Source organism: Nostoc sp. KVJ3 (genome assembly GCF_026127265.1).
Lineage (GTDB): Bacteria > Cyanobacteriota > Cyanobacteriia > Cyanobacteriales > Nostocaceae > Nostoc.
On sequence record NZ_WWFG01000001.1, the window covers coordinates 3,191,194 to 3,207,002 of the forward strand.

Genomic DNA, 15,809 nt, shown 5'->3' on the forward strand with positions numbered 1-15,809 from the left:
TCAAACTCTTATTCCTCAGTGTTCTCTGCGTCCTCTGTGGTTCGTTCTCTTGTAACTTGTGCGTAATATCAAGTCCGCTTAATTACCCATAATAAAACTACCCCACCCTAACCCTCCCCTTATAAAGGCTACGGTGTACACACATCTCTGTAGAAACCCAAAATCGTTGGAGATCCCCCTAAATCCCCCTTAAAAAGGGGGACTTTAAGAGACTTTTGCCCCCCTTTTTAAGGGGGGTTGGGGGGATCAAAAGCCTATAAGGCCACTCTCAAAGACTTGTGTGTACACCGTAGTCTTATAAAGGGGAGGGAACTGGAAATCTGGTTTCCCCCCTTTATAAGGAATAAATTTTTAGATTGGTTCTCGTCTACTGAATAGAGGGAACTGGAAATCTGGTTTCCCCCCTTTATAAGGAGGGATTAAGGGGGGTAGGTTGAGGAGGGGGAACACGAGAACTATGGGCAATTTACCTGACATGATATAAGTCCTAGATTACGATCTAATTAATCTGGCAAATCAGGCAGCGTTGTCACTTCAAACCAATACTCCACGAGCATCTGAATATCTCGTTTCAGTTGAGCAAAATTGATCGGCTTAACAATATAACTGTTGACACCGTATTGATAACATACTTCGATATCTTTGGGATTGTTAGAGGTAGTAAACACCACCACTGGAATCATTTTCAAGTTGTCATCCTGTTTAATTCGGCGCAATACTTCTCGTCCGTCGGTTCCGGGCAGATTCAAGTCAAGGACAATCAAGCGAGGACGGGGTGAATTTTGGCGCTCGATATAGCTGCCAGTCCGATAAAGAAACGCCAAGGCTTGTTCGCCATTCACGCACCGATAAGTAGCGATCGCAACGGAAGACCGCCCTAAAAATCGTTGCAGTGCCTCAAAGTCTTCGTTGCTATCCTCTACAATTAAAAGTAGTGGTGTTTCCTGGAGCGTGGAGGCTGAAATCTGAGTCATCTATTTGCCTCCACCGATACGGTAAAGTAAAAAGTACTGCCAATAGTTGGTGTAGACTCCACCCAAATTCTACCACCGTGCCGTTCTGCAATTTTGCGGGCAATGGTTAATCCTACACCAGTCCCACCGCCAAATTCGTCTCGTCCATGTAAGCGGCGGAAGATTTGAAAGATTTTGTCAAGATGTTCTTGTAAGATTCCAATGCCGTTATCTCGAACGTAGAAAGTCACAGAATTGGAAGCAACTTTGCTTTCACCATTTCCTTCAATGAAACCAATTTCAACCCACTTCTGGGGTTTATCATTGTATTTGATGGCGTTGCTGATTAGGTTGCTGAAAAGTTCATTAATCTGAGCGCGATCGCATTGAATGATTTGAAGGGGTTGAGGAATGCGAAACTCGACTTCACTTTGTGGTCGAGCAATGGTCAAAGTATTGATTACCTGTTGCACTAACTCATTGAGATTTACTGGTTGTCGGATCAGTTCGGCACGTCCCAACCGGGAGAAATGGAGGAGTGAGTTGATCAGGTCTTCCATTCGCTGCGTCAACCGCACCAGGGTTTGGAGTTTGGCAATCCCATCGTCATTTAGTACGTCTGCATAGTCTTCCATTAAGAAGTTAGCATAGTTATGAATACCCCGCAGAGGTTCCTTCAAGTCATGGGAGGCGACGTAGGCAAAAGAATCGAGTTCTTCGTTACTCCGTTGTAATTCAAAATTCATCGATGCCAGTTTGTCTGCTTGCCGCAATACAACACCCACAACTAGGCTTCGCAGTTCAGTAATCGCTTCAACTTCACAGGGTTTCCACGGCAGGGCACATCCTTGCACCGTTTGTTGCCACAATGCAAAAGATTTGCGAGGAGACAGTCGCAAACTGCCATTTGATAAAACTTCTACAGGTTTGTTGGGATTGCCGCCCCAATTCACCGTTTGAATGATTTCTGGACGAAACCAGAGAATGTAATTGTGATGAACTTTAGAAATTTCTAAAGCTAACACCCCACTAGCGATCGCTTTATATGACTCGGCAGCAGGGTAATTTTTCATGAGCGATCGCGTCTCGAACAAGTTATGATAAAGATGGGGTTTAATCCAATCCAGTAAAGCGTGAACCTCTTCTTGAGATGGTGTTTTACCGACTCGAATCCACTGACTGCCACTGCATATTACTGCTCCCGTGGCGCTGGCCAGATTGAGTAATTGAGATTTAAGTTGCACCATTCCATCCAGGAAATACTCAGCCTGAGACAACTCTTCAACAAATTGAGTTTGCAGTGACTTCAATTGATTTTTGTAATCAATGTCTTGAATCGCTTCTTTGTTTGCCAGTTCCACAGACATTACCTGTCCAATGAATTCGCACACGGTGCGGATATTGTAAGAAACATACTTAGGTGATGAATGATGACAGGCTATCAATCCCCAAAGCTTTTTTTCGTGCATCAGGGAAATAGACATAGAGGCAGTCACACCCATATTTTGCAGGTACTCTAGATGAATCGGAGAAACACTTCGTAACACTGATAGACTCAGATCGAGGGGTTGATTCGTTACCGGATTGTTCGCTGGAATTAAAGTTAAAGGCTGGTAGCTGGCATCTGGAATCAGCCGCAGCCAGTTGAGGGTATATAGCTGTCGGGCTTGCTTGGGAATATCAGAGGGCGGATAGTGTAAGTCTAGATAGGGTGTTTCCTGATTGGTATCTTCAGCGATGACACTCCCTGCCCCTTCCCGATCGAATTGATAGACCATGACGCGTTCAAAGCCAGTGATTCGCCGAACTTCTGTAACCACAACTTGGCACATTTCTAACAGCGTAGGTGCTTTTTGAATGCGGGTAATGGTTCCTCTTACCTCTTGATAGAAGTTAAAAAAGCTTATTTGTCCCTTCGCCTGTTTCGGCTCCAATTCCAGAATAATAATCGGATCTAAACGATGTAAAATACCATCAAAATAGATTAATTTATTTAGCCGCTTGATAGACAAGTTGAGGGGATTAATACTTTCAAAATCCTCCGCCAGGCATTTGTGAATCAGCTTCATTTGCATGGCATTGAATAAGCATGACAAAGGATTGCCCAGTAATTCTTCCGGTTGACGGACAAGAAATTCTTGAGTGTTTCGGCTCACCTGAAGGATTTCCAGAGTGGGATCTTTTAAAACCAGTAAAACCCCGTGAGGCTGGATCAGACTGGGAATGTGGATCGGTTCGCGATCGCAGTTCGTCAAATCAATCGTCTCATCAGTCATTCTCAGCTTCTCAAACTCCTTATTAGAACTATGGCATAAATCAGAAATATTTAAGATTTAGTGAAAACAGAGAAATACATTAAGTAAGTCGGCGTGAAAATTTTAATGTATTTCATTGCGAATATAACGAAGTGGAATGAAGCAACCGCAAAGGTTATTATTGTTTTTACATTCTGTTATATAGTTAGGTTTATTTGTACCGACTTACTTATTTATTTTAATTAGATTTAATATCATGTCCGCTTGATTGCTTATTAAACCCGAAGAACCCCACCGTCGCCAAAGCTATGCTTTGTCTCCCCTCCCCGCAAGCCTACGGTGTACACACAAGTTATCGAATCACTACCAGTTCTCGAATTACCCCACCCTAACCCTCCCCGTATGTATTGGGGAGGGAACCGGATTTTTCTTGTTTCCCCCCAATACATCGGGGGGACTAAGGGGGGTAATTCGACTTGTGTGTACACCGTAGCCCCGCAAGCGGGGAGGGGTTCTTTTATTATGGGTAATTTGGCGGACATGATTTAACTGACTAATTTAATTCTTGCTATCACAACTTAGGCTTCTACTCTTGGCTTAATGTTTCAATCAACAAATCCACCTGCTGCTGTCGCTGCTGCAAAAAACTTTCGCACTGACGCAAAGACTCAACAGCACTTGCAAATTGCTCAAACACCGCTTCCAATTCCAACTCACCCGCCTCAATGCGGGTAATAATTCCCTCTATTTCAGCAACCTTAGTCTCATAATTCCAGTCTTCCATCGAATCAGAACTAGAAGCACTTTTACGTTTAACCATTAATTTCTCCGTGTCGCGCCAGTTGCTTCAAGTCGGGGAACCGCAAGGGCGCACTGGCAACTCTATTGCCTCTGCGGTTCGTTTACCTCCACAATCTTCACTTTAACCCCACCCTGCCCCAACTGAATCACTAAATCTTCCCCCACAGCCAACTCTCCCGCAGAACGAGCGATCGCTCCATCTTCCCTTCTTACCACCGCATAACCACGCTGCAACACCGCTTTCGGGTCAAGACTAGCCAACTTTTGCCGTAGTAATTCTAAATGCTGCGTTGCTTGCTGCGATCGCCCCATTGTCATCTGCACCAAATGCTGACGCTTCCAAGCTAGCTTTGCCACCTCCTGCTGCACTTGCCGATCTAACCGCAAACGTCGCAACCGATTCCGTAATCCTTGCAGTTTATTCTCAGCATTTTCCCAAGAGTCATGCACTGCCTCATGTAAAGCCACAACTCGCTGCCGATGTTCAGTATACAATTCCGAAAGGGCGGGTACGACTCTTTCCGCCGCCGCCGTTGGTGTATGTACACAGACATCTGCAACTAAATCCGCCAAAGATTCATCTCGTTGATGGCCGATACCAGTAATTACCGGAATAGAACAACTAGCCAGCGATCGCACCACTCGTTCATCATTAAAACAAGCCAACTCTTCCACCGCGCCACCACCCCGCGATAAAATTAGCACTTCGGCGCGTCCATCTCTTTCCACCCGTTCAATTGCTTTAACGATAGATTCGGGCGCTTGCTCACCTTGTACTGTGGCGGGAGAAAATAAAACCTGTAAACCTGGATACCTTTGTCTGAGGGTTTTTTGGATATCACCCCAAGCCGCAGCCGTTGGAGAAGTGACGACAGCGATCGTTTGGGGATGTGTGGGGAGCGATCGCTTTCTTTGCGTGTCGAACAACCCCTCAGCCAGCAAGCGATTTTTGAGTTGTTGATAGCGCAATGCCTGTAAACCAACACCAGCAGGTAAGGTTTGCCAAACTGATAACTGATACTCTCCCCGTTGCGGATATAGGCGAATACTACCCAAAATAATGATCTGCTCACCGGCAACTGGCATTTGGGCAAGTTTTGGCAATTGGCTATTCCATATCACACATTTTATTCCGGCGGTACCGTCTGTATCTTGCAGCGTAAAAAATAACCCGCTGCGATGATGGTTAGCACTGGAAACTTCACCAGTTACCCAAACTTGCCGCAATTGTTCATCTTGCTCTAACAGCAAACGGATATAGTCAGTTAATCCAGAAACTGAAAGTGCAGTATTGAGAATCAGAGAGTCGGGAAGGTCGAGAGTCATCTAAAGATGTGTGAGAGCAAGAGCCTAATCAAATCTTAGCAAATAACGTTATAGCGGTTCTCATTCAAATAGTGGTACAACATCATCTCGCAAGAGGATGTTTTAAAAGTCCTTTTGTCAGTATCAAATAGTTTTAGATCCCTCTAAATCCCCCTTAAAAAGGGGGACTTTGATTCTGGTTCCCCCCTTTTTAAGGGGGGTTAGGGGGGATCTCTAAGTGCCTAAAGTCACAGCGAAACACTTTTCAAACAACCTCTGAGGTGTATGGGTATGTTCCCTACGTGTGTGCCTCACATAAATCTGTTTGAGTCTTTTGAATTGCGCGTTGTGCTTGGATGGAAACTTCTCGATCGGGATCGTCCAATGCTTGTTTCAAGGGATTAATAACATCAGAATGAGCTAAATTGCCAAGTGCAATTACTGCTTCTTTTCGGACATCGGCATATTCATCTGTTAATGCTTGAATTAATTTCGGCATAACTTGAACATCTGGGATTTTCTGCAACGCTTGTGCTGCTGATTTCCGCACTTGCCAATGTTCATCACTTAAAGCAATTTCTAATACTGAAATTGCTTGACGATTTTCATGAATAGCTAGAGATTTAGCTGCATTCCGGCGAACTTGCCAGTCACTATCATTTGTGAGTGCTTGAGAAAGTATTGTAATCACTTCTGTATCTTGTAAATGTCCTAAAGTTAAAGCTGCCGCCCGACGGACAATTGCTTCTCGATCAAAGATTAAATTTAAAGCTTGGGGACATTTTTCTAGTTGATTGATATATCGCAGTGTTGTAACGGCTGTTTCTCTTAATTCAGGATTTTTTGATTCTAAAAATGGTAAAATGGCGGGTAAAGATTGAATGTCATGTATCTTCCGCAAAAGCACTAAAATATTTAATTGGAGATTGACGTTATTACTTTGTAGTTTATCTAGTAAAAGTAACAGTTCATCTTGTGTAATTAACTCATTTAATGCTGATGCTGCTTCAGTACGAATATCTATATCTACTGAAGCGAGGCATTCAACTAAAGCAGGAATCGCAGCCGGATTAGCAATTTCCCAAAGAGCAGATATCGCTATTTTTTGAATAGTAATATGCTCATCTTTTAAAGCGATAATTAAAGCATCTATTGTTTCTTCATCACCTAGATGTTGTAAAGTTTTGACAGCTACTATCCGGTCATTTAGATCGGTCGATCGCAACATTTCTAGCCAATACTGGAGGTTGTTATCTTCATTCATTATTTAAAATCTTTAACGTAATAAAAAGGGAATTTGCACAGTAATGGCATTAGTTGGACATTCTTTTTCACAAGGTAGACAAAACCAACACTCATCATATTTCATGTAAGCTTTGCCTGTCTCTGGATTTTTTGCCAACACATCCAAAGGACAAACTTCAATACAAGCCGTACATTTTTCTAGACATTTCGATTCATCAACGATAACAGGAACATCTATTCTCTGATTGATTAAAGCCATAAAACCGCTCCACTATTTTGTTAGCAAGTTTTCTATCTATTTACTACATCTTTTCACTGCTAAACTAACTGTTTATGAAAAGTCAATGACTGTTTTATATTGGTATAGCCAATTTTTTCATAAAACAAGTGAGCTTCTTTGCGTTTAATATTAGAACGTACTAGAACACCCTCACTTCCAGCTAGAGAAGCCCAATTTTCAATTTGCTGCATTAAAATACGTCCAATTCCATTGGAACGATAATCTTTATCTACAACTAACCCCAAAAGAAGTGCAGGAGTTGAGATAAGTAATGAATCGCAAATATAAGCGTGTGCCCAACCAATCACATAGTCATTTTCTCCAGTCACGACATATACAATATGAGCATCATCATTTTGAATTCTAGCAAGGCGTTGCTCTACTTGTTGATTCATCACAGAATATCCAAGTTGTTTGGCAAGGATAGCTATTCGTTCGGCATCTTTAATCTCAGCCTGTTTAATTTTAAATTGCTCAACAATAGTGATTTTTTTAGTCATAATTTAAAGTTTAGAAAAACCAATTGCTTCAGAAACTACAACTTCTTCAAATAAATGCTCAATTCCCGCAGACTGCATTCTCGGTAGCTGTGCTGATACCACCTTCTTCTATAGTTGAAATCTGTCTGACTATTTTTAGTATTTGTTTAAAGTCCTGACTATAAAATTTATAATTTTTATCATTGGACTTCCTTACTAAAATTGCTTGTATACCCGCGTGTAATGCTCCTGCAATATCAGCATTATAATTGTCACCTATCATTATACATTTTGTTTTTTCAATTTTCAAATCATTTATGACATAATCATAAAATTTTAAACTTGGTTTCTCATGTCCAATTTTTCCAGATGTATATATGCCGTCAAAGTATTTTTTAATATTTAATTGATCTATAATTTCGTGGAGATCAGGTATATGATTTGATAAAATTACATTTTTATAATTATTCTTGATCGCATCTTGTAAAGTAGGAATTACATCATCATATAAATGCCATTTTTCAATATTTTTATATTCATTTTGGACTTGCGAAGCATAATTTATCGCCTGATCTCTATTTATTCCGACTTTCTCATATATTTCTGCAAAATATTCATTCATATACTCCCACCATATTGTCCCATTAAATAATAAAATGTGAGGGATTTCAGGAGAGTGCCAAGGAAAGCCAATATTCAGGAATGGTCGAATATCTTCTAAGTTTATATTGTGGATTCCATTACGTTTTAATATTGAATGTAAAGTTCCACTCCATGCTCCTTCACGATAAGCTAGTGTATTATCAAAATCCCAAAGTAAATATTTCATTTTTATTTCACTGCTATATTATACATTTCGTGCTGTAAATCAACATCCACAATATAATTGTCAACTGGACGCTTAAACAATACCATTTGCCCTAATTCATTCTTCTTTAAATTGACATGACAGAACCATTCATCATCATTTTTTTCTGGATAATCTAAGCGGTAATGATAAAGACCCCAACGAGTTTCTTGACGATATAATGATGCTCTAGCTGCCATTTCTGCACAGTCGCGAATAAAATGTACTTCCAGAGAACGCATCAATTCATGGGCATCACGAGCGCCCATTAAATCTAATGTTTCTTGATATTGAACAAAATGTTTCAACCCAATTTCTATTTTGTTACCTGTTTTTGGTGGTTGCAGATAATCATTAACTAAGCGTCTTAATTTATATTCAACCTGGGTGTGAGGTACACCATTAGGGCGATTTAAAGGTGCATAAATTCTAGCTTTTTCAGCTTCTAAAAAATCTGCATCTGGTTCGATAAAATCTAAATTTTGGATATATTCAATGGCGTGGGTTCCGGCTATGCGACCAAAAACAAATGCCCCAATCATATAATTATGAGGAACACTGGCCATATCTCCGGCTGCATATAAACCCGTGACGGTTGTTTGAGCATTTTCATTTACCCACACGCCAGAGGCACTATGACCGCTACATAAGCCAATTTCGGAAATGTGCATCTCTATGCCGTGAGTGCGATAATCTTCATTTCTGCCTTGATGAAAGCGTTCTCTACTTGGTCGTTCATTTGCCCAAAGTATTGATTCAATTTCAGCAATTGTATCTTCATCAAGGTGGGTCATTTTGAGTTGGACTGGCCCTTTCCCAGAGTTTAATTCTTTCCAGATTTCCAACATCATTTGACCACTCCAATAGTCGCAACTAATGAAGCGATTTCCTTCAGCGTTGGCTGTATGTGCGCCAAAAGGCCCAGCAACATAAGCACAAGCAGGGCCATTGTAATCTTTGATTAAGGGATTAACTTGAAAGCATTCAATATTGCTGAGTTCTGCACCTGCATGATAAGCCATTGAATAGCCATCGCCGGCATTGGTAGGATTTTCGTAAGTGCCGTAGAGATAGCCAGAAGCAGGTAATCCTAATCTGCCACAAGCACCTGTACATAAGATAACTGCTTTGGCTTGAATGACAATATAATCGCCGTTCCTGACATCAAATCCCACCGCACCAATAGCACATCCTTCTTTAACTAACACCCTTGTTGCCATGACGCGATTTGTGACTTTGACTTTGTGGCGTTTGACTTGGCGGGTGAGAATGGTTTTTAAGTCTTTACCTTCTGGCATAGGTAAGACATATTTACCCACACGATGTACTTGTTTTAAATCATAGTTGCCTTGGACATCTTTTTGAAATTTTACACCCCAACTTTCTAATTCTTGGATAACTTCATAACCTAATTTGCCTGTTTGATATACAGCTTTTTGGTTGAGAATACCATCGTTAGCCAAGGTAATTTCGCGCACGTATTGTTCTGGGGTAGAATGACCAGGAATGACTGCGGTATTCACGCCATCCATACCCATTGCGATCGCACCACTCCGTCGGATGTTAGCCTTTTCTAAGATCAGCACCTCTGCATCAGGATTTGCTTGTTTGGCTTTGATACCTGCCATTGTCCCGGCTGTACCGCCACCAATGACAAGTACATCAGTTTTTATCCGTTGGGTATTGATGTCCATAAGCTTTTACGAGTGGGGAGAAACTTTTAAGATTTATTACCGTTCCAAACAATGTCTTTAACCTGGATTTCTTTGGGAACTAGCTTGATTTTATGAAAAGTATCAGCAATTTTTTGTTGTTGAGTAATTACTTCATCTGTCAGAGGTAAAACGCCATACTTCCGGCGCTTTTCAGCAATTTCTAATGCTGATGCTTTGATACCTAATTCTGGTTCGAGAAACTTGGCAACTTCTTGGGGATTATTTGTTGCCCATTTATCTATTTTGCTGACTTCATCTAACAGGGTTTTTAACAAATCTGGGTGAGACTTGACAAACTCTTGACGAGCAAGATAGTAACCCCGATTTGGTGCTAAATTTGTCGCATCTGTTAAAGTTCTCACATTTACGTCGTGTTCAACTGCTGCTAGGTAAGGATCCCAAATTGCCCAAGCATCAACTTTGCCACCTTCAAATGCTGCACGCGCATCTGCTGGTATCAGATGTGCTGGCTGAATGTCACTATAATTTAATCCAGCAGCTTCTATGGCTTTAACTACGAGATAGTTACTGTTTGATCCTTTAGCAAAGGCAACTTTTTTACCTTTAAGATCGGCAAGTTTTTGAATTGGTGAATCTTTCGGTACAATAATTGCTTCTGCTTTCGGACTCCAAGGATCGTAAGCAACATAAAGCAAAGGAGTACCTGCGGCTTGGGCAAAGATAGGGGGTGATTCACCTGTGTAGCCAAAGTCAACACTACCTGCGTTCATAGCTTCTAACATCGGTGGCCCTGCGGGAAATTCTAACCATGTCACCGAAGCACCAGTAGCAGTTAAAGTTTGCGCTAAACTGCCTCGATTCTTGAGAGCATTGAGAATAGTCGCCGCTTTTTGATAGCCAATATGAACCACAACACCTTGATTTTGTGTCTGTGTCGCAGCAGAATTACCTGTATTGTTGGGAGAGGGAGAACACGCAGAGATAACAAGAGTCAAACCTAATCCGCAGGTGAAGAATAAGGCAAATGTGCCAATTCTCCAGGTTTCATAATTCTGAAGAAAGTTGCTGACAATCTTCATAAGTCGATTTGATAAATACTTGGTCAACATACCTACATTCAGACTATGAGCAACTTCAATACTACCCTAAATCGAGCTATTTACCGTATTTTACTGAGAGAATATTCACATAGATAAGCAGCAAATGCAAGAGCCGAAAAAGTATGTCTACTGCTGAAATGCTGAATCTGACACAAGATTTGTAAGAGTATCGGCTGCCTCTATTTTCAGGTTAATCAGAAATACTTTTGCGTTTACGACAAGAAACGCTTCTGTCCGAGACGCTACCCGTAGCTTGCTTAACCGCAGGATACTGCTGGGCTTTGCCTACGCAACTATGCTCATTTTAGCACGTAAGTAAGCGTTATGGTAATTCGTAATTAAGAGGGGTTGGGTTTGATTCGTTGGAGGAAATTGATATTTAATTCTAGCTTATTTCCTAACCATAAGGAATGTGCTGTATGATCTATGACATCATCACCTGTTTCTGGGTGGACGAGAATATCTAACCCTTCACGGTTAAGCATTAACCAAGGGACGACTTGCGTAAATTGGTTTGTTGAAAAGGCAACTTGATACATCGATTTTGGATGGGGGCCAATGGGCTGATCGTGCCAACGTCCTAGTTTTACTTCAAATTTAGCTCCTAATCCTTCTCGAATCCGGCTGGCAAGATCATGAGTATCGGTATCATAATAGACATGAGCATGAAAACCAGTGATGATGCTATTTTCTTTCATTACCGTTCTTGCTGAGTTGCTCTAATTAGAATTTTATTAACATTAACGTGTTGGGATTGAATTTCAGCATAATACCAATTTTTTATGAAGCTGCATATAATTCGATCCCCCCTAGCCCACGCCAGTCGCTCCACTTGGGGAGACCCCAAGACCGCGCTGGCTCCCCTTAATAAGGGGGGAACCAGAAAAACATCTATCAAAGTCCCCCTTTTTAAGGGGGATTTAGGGGGATCAAGATATGTGCAACTTCACATTAAATTGGTATAAGCTAAGAAAAAGTAGCATTTAACGCCCTAGCAATTTGCACAAATACCTGACTACCTGTAGAGTTAGGGTTAACGAGTGTTAGGGGTTCTCCGACATCACCGCCATTACAGATAAGGGGATCAATGGGAATCTGCCCTAAAAGGGGTGCTTTGAGTTCTTCAACCAACTTTTGACCGCCACCACTACCGAAAATTGGAATTTTTTCGCCATTGCTCCCCATGAAATAGCTCATATTTTCGATAATACCGATTACAGGAATCCCAACTTGGCGAAACATATAAATACTGCGGCGGACATCCGAAACTGCCACATTTTGGGGAGTTGTTACCAAGATTACCCCACAAATTGGGCTTTCTTGCACAATAGTAATTTGGGCATCACCAGTCCCAGGAGGAAGGTCAATTAATAAATAATCCAGTTCTCCCCACTCCACTTCATGGATGAATTGGGTGATGATTTTATGTAAAACTGGGCCGCGCCAAGCTAAAGGATGGTTTGCTTCTGCCAATAATCCCACAGACATAACTTTAATTCCGTAAGCTTCTAATGGTAGAAACCTTTGACCTTTGGGAGTATCAATAACTTTCACTTCAGATTTACCCAGTCCCAGCATTTGGGGAACATTGGGGCCGTAAACATCAGCATCCAACAGACCGACTTTTGACCCAGCTAATTGTAAAGCGGCTGCTAAGTTAACCGCAGCAGTAGACTTCCCAACACCCCCTTTACCACTGGAAACTGCTAGAGTCGTTCTTACTCCTGGAATGGTGCAGAGTTGAATGTAAGTTTTTTTGCTCCAAGTTAGGGATGATAATACAGTTTGAATCTCGGTTTCTAATTGATGTTGATGGGAACCAATATATAAACGTAAATATATATAATCATCAACTATCCGCAGATTTCGTACCATCCCCAGACTAACAATGTCATTTTTGAGGGTGCGATCGCTAATTTGCTTGAGAAGTTGCACAACTTCTTGTCTTCGAGCGATGGTGAGGGAGTCATCAGAAGAAGCTTGTACTTCTTCATTTGGATGTTGAAAAGGTGATTGATGGCTTGACATGAAGAACTCCGCAAAGATAATCTGTTTAATCTGGCGTGTCAAACATCACCGCTCGCCAGTTGTAGCCTCGATCAGCAACTTATTTGTTATAGGACTAGTAGTCTGTAAAGTTTAAATTGATGAGTAAGAAAGTTCGTAGTCAGGACTTCAGTCCTTATTTTCTAAACACTAAAGTGCTTACCACAAACTTTTCATTACTAGCTTGACACACGACTAATATCCCATACACTAATCTTCTCAGTAAAAAACTATAACTCACTTCTATTCTCATTGGAAGATGAACTAAGCTGTTTATTATGCCATTATGATCTCAAAAATTAATACTCGTCTGCTGAAAAAGAATGCAAAATACATTAGTTGATAAAACCTTCCGTGATAGCGATGGCAAAATTGTTTTAGCTGAAAAGCCAAACTTACCACTTATTGTCTGGATAGTAACTACTTTACTCGCTCTAATTTTTACAAGTGGTAAAATCAATACAGTATTGTACGTACTAGCAAATGGCTCCTTGTTTACTTGGGCCTGGCTAGAATTATTTCAAGGTGTTAACTATTTTCGTAGAGCATTAGGTCTTGCAGTATTAATTGGGATTATCGCATTAAAAATTCAGTAGTTGTAAGAGTGTTCCAAAAATAAATGATCCAAAACCCGTCATTGCTTTGCGAACGCTCGCAATGACAATTGGGCATTTTTTACTTGGAGTACTCTCAGGGATTGAAAAAGAATTCAGAAGTCAGAATCAAGATGCTCTCTCCGAGAGGCTGTGCATTAAAACAGAGATAACCTATCTATAGGAATAACCAAACATCTATCTTGGGGATAACCGACTATTTTTGCACTTCATTTAAAATTTTTGAGAAATGCAACATCTCATTTCTAACCTCTACAAGTACACCGTAGAGGCTTTTTTTGTTACCTAAATATTCCCAACTTTGTAATTCACACTATTTAATCTATCTCTCGACTAACCCTACACCCTAATGTAGAGACGCGATTTATCGCGTCTTGAAAGACCAATTATTTATAACCCTTAAGTGAACCATATTTATTCTGTAGTTTCTTTTGCTAATCAGTAGAATTCTCAGGGCTGATGACGACTAAGGTAAAATTTGGTACTGTAAGCTCGGAATCACTAAAGTTACGTCCGTAACCGAGATGAGTAGTCGAACAGCCCGATCTTACGTTTTCTTATCGATTGCAGCGGCAATCGTCACTATTGCCCTAAAATTTGGCGCTTACCTGCTAACCGGGTCAGTAGGTTTGCTTTCAGATGCTATTGAGTCAATTGTAAATCTTGTGGCAGCATTGGTTGCTTTTTGGGCATTGACCTATGCCGATAAACCAGCCGATGCCGAACACACCTTTGGGCATTCTAAAGCCGAATACTTCTCCAGTGGTGCAGAAGGTGCGTTGATTATAGTAGCAGCCATTAGCATTGCTGTTGAAGCTTGGGGACGCTTGTTGCATCCAGAACCGTTAACACAGCTTGGATTTGGGTTGGCACTCTCCCTATTTGCAACTGCAATTAACGGTGTTGTTGCCTTTATATTGCTACGGGCAGGGCGACGGTTGCGTTCCATTACACTGAGGGCTGATGCTCACCACCTATTTACCGATGTGGTGACTTCAGGTGGTGTGGTAGTTGGAATCTTCCTCGTCCAGGTAACAGGCGCTCTCGTACTCGATCCAATTGTCGCGCTAATAGTAGCAGCAAATATTACTTGGACAGGATTTCGTTTGCTGCGAGAAACCGGTAGTGCGTTATTGGATGCAGCTTTGCCTAAAAAAGAAATTGACGCAATCAAGAGCATCCTTAACGAGTACAAACGTCAGGACATCCAGTTCCACGCCTTGCGAACCCGCACTGCTGGAACCCGTCGCTTTGTTTCGTTTCATGTTCTTGTACCTGGATCTTGGACAGTGCAACAAGGGCATGATTTGTGTGAAGCAATTGAGCTTGCTATTCTTCGGGTGCTGCCTTCAACTCACGTTACAACTCACCTGGAACCTGTAGAAGATCCAGTTTCTTGGGAAGATTTGGAGTTAGAGCGTCCGCGCAATCAACAATTGTAAGATATGATGAACCCTCAATCATCCGATTAGCGATCGCTCGTTTTAAAATTTAATTAAGTTGATTAACTTGCGATCGCTTCCAGCCCAAGGTTACGCCATCGCAACTACCTTTTTACGAGCAGGACGCTTGCGGTCTGATTTTTTCTTCAGTCCCACCGCTTGAGCTTGATCGCTATCTGAGCCATATTGCCCGCGCACGACTTCTTTCATTGCTAATACAGTATTATGAAATTCCCATTCTGCTAATCGGGCAGCATCAGCAGCAGCCCGGTATAAGGCTAGTTTTTCGGTTTCGGTTTGTTGAGAAATCAACATCGCCTGATAAACTTCTTGTAATTTTGCAGATGAAGCATCAACACGAGTTGTATTGTAGGTGCTGACGGTTTGCAAACCGTGGAATGAGCTAATATCTTGACTAATGGTTTGAGGGCGCAAACGGCGTGTTGTATCTTGGATAGTCATAGACTCATAAGTGGTATAGGCTATGTTTAATGTACCCATTGCAACTAAAAAAATATCAGTAAGATAAAATTTTTAAATCGGCATCTGGTAAAAAATATAGAGACGCTAATGCGTCTCGTAGAGAAGTACAATTTTGCGTCTTTACGTGAATGCATTGGCTTGCATTGTGAATGCACTGGCTTGCATTGTGAATGCATCGGCTTACATTGTGAATGCATCGGCTTGCATTGTGAATGCATTGGCTTGCATTATGAATGCATCGGCTTGTATTGTGAATGCATCAGCTTGTATTGTGAATGCATAA

15 protein-coding genes are annotated in these 15,809 nt (G+C 41.3%); 2 read left to right on the forward strand and 13 right to left on the reverse strand.

The genetic code is table 11. From position 1 onward, the window contains the following. Positions 1 to 503: 503 nt before the first annotated feature. The 12 genes from GTQ43_RS12505 to GTQ43_RS12560 form a co-directional block, all read right to left on the reverse strand. Complete coding sequence (locus tag GTQ43_RS12505) at positions 504 to 974, reverse strand: response regulator (RefSeq protein WP_265272935.1); 471 nt, start codon at positions 972 to 974, stop codon at positions 504 to 506. Further along, positions 971 to 3,229, reverse strand: coding sequence for an ATP-binding protein (locus GTQ43_RS12510; protein ID WP_265272936.1), 2,259 nt, complete (start codon positions 3,227 to 3,229; stop codon positions 971 to 973). The genes GTQ43_RS12505 and GTQ43_RS12510 overlap by 4 nt, the downstream gene beginning before the upstream one ends. Before the next feature lie 565 nt (positions 3,230 to 3,794). Further along, positions 3,795 to 4,028, reverse strand: a complete 234-nt coding sequence (gene xseB, locus GTQ43_RS12515) for an exodeoxyribonuclease VII small subunit (RefSeq protein WP_265272937.1) — start codon at positions 4,026 to 4,028, stop codon at positions 3,795 to 3,797. A gap of 62 nt (positions 4,029 to 4,090) precedes the next feature. Continuing rightward, complete coding sequence (gene xseA, locus GTQ43_RS12520) at positions 4,091 to 5,335, reverse strand: exodeoxyribonuclease VII large subunit (protein ID WP_265272938.1); 1,245 nt, start codon at positions 5,333 to 5,335, stop codon at positions 4,091 to 4,093. Positions 5,336 to 5,612: 277 nt separating this feature from the next. After that, entirely contained in the window at positions 5,613 to 6,578 is a 966-nt protein-coding gene (locus GTQ43_RS12525; RefSeq protein WP_265272939.1) for a HEAT repeat domain-containing protein, read from the reverse strand. Positions 6,579 to 6,590: 12 nt separating this feature from the next. Then, positions 6,591 to 6,818, reverse strand: coding sequence for a ferredoxin family protein (locus tag GTQ43_RS12530; RefSeq protein ID WP_012408944.1), 228 nt, complete (start codon positions 6,816 to 6,818; stop codon positions 6,591 to 6,593). 59 nt (positions 6,819 to 6,877) lie between these two features. Then, the gene (locus GTQ43_RS12535; protein WP_265272944.1) at positions 6,878 to 7,339 is read right to left on the reverse strand and encodes a GNAT family N-acetyltransferase; all 462 of its coding nucleotides are present in this window, start codon (positions 7,337 to 7,339) and stop codon (positions 6,878 to 6,880) included. Between the two features lie 58 nt (positions 7,340 to 7,397). Continuing rightward, a complete protein-coding gene (locus GTQ43_RS12540) occupies positions 7,398 to 8,147 on the reverse strand; it encodes an HAD family hydrolase (protein ID WP_265272945.1) in 750 nt (249 codons plus the stop codon). Between the two features lie 2 nt (positions 8,148 to 8,149). Continuing rightward, positions 8,150 to 9,859: a fumarate reductase/succinate dehydrogenase flavoprotein subunit gene (locus GTQ43_RS12545; RefSeq protein WP_265272946.1), complete on the reverse strand. Its 1,710-nt coding sequence runs from the start codon at positions 9,857 to 9,859 to the stop codon at positions 8,150 to 8,152. A 26-nt stretch (positions 9,860 to 9,885) separates the two neighbouring features. Further along, positions 9,886 to 10,920 (reverse strand): sulfonate ABC transporter substrate-binding protein, encoded by a 1,035-nt coding sequence (locus tag GTQ43_RS12550; RefSeq protein ID WP_265272947.1) that lies wholly within the window; start codon positions 10,918 to 10,920, stop codon positions 9,886 to 9,888. A 359-nt stretch (positions 10,921 to 11,279) separates the two neighbouring features. Continuing rightward, entirely contained in the window at positions 11,280 to 11,639 is a 360-nt protein-coding gene (locus GTQ43_RS12555; protein ID WP_265272948.1) for a DOPA 4,5-dioxygenase family protein, read from the reverse strand. A 268-nt stretch (positions 11,640 to 11,907) separates the two neighbouring features. Further along, positions 11,908 to 12,969 carry an Mrp/NBP35 family ATP-binding protein gene (locus GTQ43_RS12560; protein WP_265272949.1) on the reverse strand — a complete coding sequence of 354 codons (1,062 nt, stop codon included), beginning with the start codon at positions 12,967 to 12,969 and terminating at the stop codon, positions 11,908 to 11,910. Between the two features lie 341 nt (positions 12,970 to 13,310). Here GTQ43_RS12560 and GTQ43_RS12565 point away from each other — a divergent pair, with 341 nt between their 5' ends. Together GTQ43_RS12565 and GTQ43_RS12570 are read left to right on the forward strand one after the other, a co-directional pair. Beyond that, the gene (locus GTQ43_RS12565; protein WP_265272950.1) at positions 13,311 to 13,583 is read left to right on the forward strand and encodes a hypothetical protein; all 273 of its coding nucleotides are present in this window, start codon (positions 13,311 to 13,313) and stop codon (positions 13,581 to 13,583) included. A 542-nt stretch (positions 13,584 to 14,125) separates the two neighbouring features. Next, entirely contained in the window at positions 14,126 to 15,043 is a 918-nt protein-coding gene (locus tag GTQ43_RS12570; RefSeq protein WP_265272952.1) for a cation diffusion facilitator family transporter, read from the forward strand. A 90-nt stretch (positions 15,044 to 15,133) separates the two neighbouring features. Here the strand turns inward: GTQ43_RS12570 and GTQ43_RS12575 are convergent, their stop codons facing one another. Further along, positions 15,134 to 15,505: a hypothetical protein gene (locus GTQ43_RS12575; RefSeq protein WP_265272954.1), complete on the reverse strand. Its 372-nt coding sequence runs from the start codon at positions 15,503 to 15,505 to the stop codon at positions 15,134 to 15,136. Between the last annotated feature and the right edge of the window lie 304 nt (positions 15,506 to 15,809).

Coding starts and splice junctions, on each gene's coding strand:
- GTQ43_RS12505 (WP_265272935.1), bottom strand. CDS start 974: ATGACTCAGATTTCAGCCTCCACGCTCCAGGAAACACCACTACTTTTA.
- GTQ43_RS12510 (WP_265272936.1), bottom strand. CDS start 3,229: ATGACTGATGAGACGATTGATTTGACGAACTGCGATCGCGAACCGATC.
- xseB (WP_265272937.1), bottom strand. CDS start 4,028: ATGGTTAAACGTAAAAGTGCTTCTAGTTCTGATTCGATGGAAGACTGG.
- xseA (WP_265272938.1), bottom strand. CDS start 5,335: ATGACTCTCGACCTTCCCGACTCTCTGATTCTCAATACTGCACTTTCA.
- GTQ43_RS12525 (WP_265272939.1), bottom strand. CDS start 6,578: ATGAATGAAGATAACAACCTCCAGTATTGGCTAGAAATGTTGCGATCG.
- GTQ43_RS12530 (WP_012408944.1), bottom strand. CDS start 6,818: ATGGCTTTAATCAATCAGAGAATAGATGTTCCTGTTATCGTTGATGAA.
- GTQ43_RS12535 (WP_265272944.1), bottom strand. CDS start 7,339: ATGACTAAAAAAATCACTATTGTTGAGCAATTTAAAATTAAACAGGCT.
- GTQ43_RS12540 (WP_265272945.1), bottom strand. CDS start 8,147: ATGAAATATTTACTTTGGGATTTTGATAATACACTAGCTTATCGTGAA.
- GTQ43_RS12545 (WP_265272946.1), bottom strand. CDS start 9,859: ATGGACATCAATACCCAACGGATAAAAACTGATGTACTTGTCATTGGT.
- GTQ43_RS12550 (WP_265272947.1), bottom strand. CDS start 10,920: ATGAAGATTGTCAGCAACTTTCTTCAGAATTATGAAACCTGGAGAATT.
- GTQ43_RS12555 (WP_265272948.1), bottom strand. CDS start 11,639: ATGAAAGAAAATAGCATCATCACTGGTTTTCATGCTCATGTCTATTAT.
- GTQ43_RS12560 (WP_265272949.1), bottom strand. CDS start 12,969: ATGTCAAGCCATCAATCACCTTTTCAACATCCAAATGAAGAAGTACAA.
- GTQ43_RS12565 (WP_265272950.1), top strand. CDS start 13,311: ATGCAAAATACATTAGTTGATAAAACCTTCCGTGATAGCGATGGCAAA.
- GTQ43_RS12570 (WP_265272952.1), top strand. CDS start 14,126: ATGAGTAGTCGAACAGCCCGATCTTACGTTTTCTTATCGATTGCAGCG.
- GTQ43_RS12575 (WP_265272954.1), bottom strand. CDS start 15,505: ATGACTATCCAAGATACAACACGCCGTTTGCGCCCTCAAACCATTAGT.